Annotated in this window: 3 protein-coding genes; all 3 read right to left on the bottom strand. The window is 63.7% G+C overall.

Going from position 1 to position 2,413, the window contains the following annotated elements:
- Positions 1 to 13: 13 nt before the first annotated feature.
- Positions 14 to 562: a hypothetical protein gene (locus ACXJKR_RS29950; RefSeq protein WP_457325940.1), complete on the bottom strand. Its 549-nt coding sequence runs from the start codon at positions 560 to 562 to the stop codon at positions 14 to 16.
- A 205-nt stretch (positions 563 to 767) separates the two neighbouring features.
- The gene (locus tag ACXJKR_RS29945) at positions 768 to 1,268 is read right to left on the bottom strand and encodes an Hcp family type VI secretion system effector (RefSeq protein ID WP_056194090.1); all 501 of its coding nucleotides are present in this window, start codon (positions 1,266 to 1,268) and stop codon (positions 768 to 770) included.
- A gap of 95 nt (positions 1,269 to 1,363) precedes the next feature.
- A partial coding sequence (tssC, locus tag ACXJKR_RS29940; RefSeq protein ID WP_457325939.1) for a type VI secretion system contractile sheath large subunit occupies positions 1,364 to 2,413 on the bottom strand: 1,050 nt, incomplete at its 5' end.

Below are 2,413 nucleotides of genomic sequence, written 5' to 3'. Positions count from 1 at the left end.
CCGTTGTTGGACATCAGAGGGCCAATGGGTGGAAGAAGGGGGCCGTGGGCAGGTTGTCCTTGCCGAGGGTCTTCAGATACATCATCTTGATGTTCTTGAAGTTGAGGGTCCAGCTTTCCCTCACCTCCTTGGACAGGCCATCGTCTGACACCTCCAGGGTGCAGTCGGCAAAGTAGCCCTGGGTACAGACGACGGTGAAGCCAGGTTGATGGATGGCCCGGCCTTGCTGCTTGATGTGCAGCACCGTGATGGACGCGCTGAGCACGGGCAGGTGGTTGTCCAGGCAGAAATGCATCTGCGAGGAGCCGACGTCAAACCGCTTCTTGAAGGTCAGCGGCTGCATCTTGATGCTGACGGGCGTACCCAGCCCCGCCATCGAGGCCGCAGCGGCAGCAGCCGCTGCGGCCAGGCCGCTGGCTTTGCTCTTGGGGTCCTTGAGGGCCTGCATGCCCCAGCCGAACTCCAGCAGCTCGATCGAGCCTTCCCAGCCTTCGAGCAGGCCCTCGCCCACCACCGGCCCGGCGCCGGTGATGAGTTGCATGAAGATGTTCGAACGACTCATGAACAGTCAGAGGAAGGCTGCGACGAAGAGGACAAACGAGCTTTGCGCATGTAGTGCCTGACCCGGCGGCTGCCGTGGAACCGGCTTTGGCTCCGGCATCACATCGCCAAGCGATATGAGCCTTCACCGCAGCGCAAGCGCTGTGCCGGGCCACTGGCAGCGCCCCCTTGAGGGGGCCGGCGAAGCCGGTAGGGGGTGGGCCCGTTCAGGCCGACGGCGAAGCCGTGCCGGCCGGGATGTCCCAGTTGTAGGTCTTGGGCGCGCCGAGCTTGCCGGTCTTGTTGTCCTGCGGCTTGTATTCGATCTTGACGGTCTTGAAGACCATTTCGACCTTCTGCGTGACGTTGCCTTCCTCGGTGCCGCTCTGGTTGACCTTGGTGATGAAGCAACCTTCCATCGTCATCGTGAAGTAGGTCTCGGGCGTGGCACTGCCCGTGGTCTTCATCATCTGCAGCTCGACCTTGGGGAAGGCCTTGCCGGTGCAGATATAGCCCAGGATCACGGTCGACGAGGTGTCGAAGTAGTGCTCCCAGTTCATCTTGCCGGGGTTGGGCTTGCCGACGGAAGCGCCGCCGCCCTTGGTCCAGCTGGTCTCGGCTTCGACTTCCCAGTCCCAGCCCTGGATCTCGATCCACTTTTCCTTGCCCTTCTGGATGGACTCGCCATCGGCCTTGTCGAAGAAGGTGAGGAATGCATTGACTGCCATGTTGATATCTCCTTAGGGGTTCAAAGCGCGGGTGTGGTGGTGGTGGTGAGAGATGACCCGTCCTGCTCCCGCGCCGGCGAGTTCTCCCAACTGTCTTAGGCGGACTTCTCGGACGGCAGCTTGGACACCAGCCGCAGCGACACGGTCAGGCCTTCGAGCTGGTAGTGCGGCTTCAGGTAGAACTTGGACTGGTAGTAGCCCGGTGCGCCTTCCACTTCCGAGACCTCGACCTGGGCGGCCGCGAGCGGGCGGCTGGCCTTGGTCTCTTCCGACGAGTTCATCGGGTCACCGTCGACGTAGTTCAGGATCCAGCTGTTGAGCCAGTCTTCCATCGCGTCGCGCGACTTGAAGGAGCCGACCTTGTCGCGCACGATGCACTTCAGGTAGTGGGCGAAGCGATTGCAGGCGAACAGATAGGGCAGGCGGGCCGCGAGTGCGGCATTGGCGGTCGCGTCGGCGTCGTCGTACTCGGCGGGCTTTTGCAGCGACTGGCCGCTGATGAAGGCCGCGAAGTCACTGTTCTTGCGGTGCACCATCGACAGGAAGCCGTTCTTGCTCAACTCGGCCTCGCGGCGGTCGGAGATGGCGATCTCGGTCGGGCACTTCATGTCCACGCCGCCGTCGTCGGTCGGGAAGGTGTGCGTGGGCAGGCCGGTCACCGCGCCGCCGGATTCGATGCCGCGGATGCGCGAGCACCAGCCGTACTGCTTGAACGAACTGTTGATGTTTACCGCCATCGCATAGGCGGCGTTGGACCAGGTGTACTTGCTGTGGTCGGCGCCCTCGGTGTCTTCCTCGAAGGCAAACTCGTCGACCGGGCTGGTCTTGGCGCCATAGGGCACGCGCGACAGGAAGCGCGGCATGCACAGGGCCAGGTAGCGGGCGTCGTCGGACTCGCGCAGGGACCGCCAGGCGGCGTACTCCGGCGTCGTGAAGATCTTGGTCAGGTCGCGCGGGTTGGCGAGTTCCTGCCAGCTTTCCATCTGCATGACGCTCGGCGCGGCACCGGTCACCAGCGGCGCGTGGGCGGCGGCGGCGATCTTGGACAGTTCGCCGAGCAGCTCGACGTCGGGGGGTGTGTGGTCGAAGTGGTAGTCGCCCACCAGGCAGCCATAGGGCTCGCCGCCGAACTGGCCGTATTCCTC

It is taken from the genome of Roseateles sp. P5_E11, assembly GCF_054049355.1.
This window is presented reverse-complemented; position numbering and strand designations above follow the sequence as displayed.

Coding starts and splice junctions, on each gene's coding strand:
- ACXJKR_RS29950 (WP_457325940.1), bottom strand. CDS start 562: ATGAGTCGTTCGAACATCTTCATGCAACTCATCACCGGCGCCGGGCCG.
- ACXJKR_RS29945 (WP_056194090.1), bottom strand. CDS start 1,268: ATGGCAGTCAATGCATTCCTCACCTTCTTCGACAAGGCCGATGGCGAG.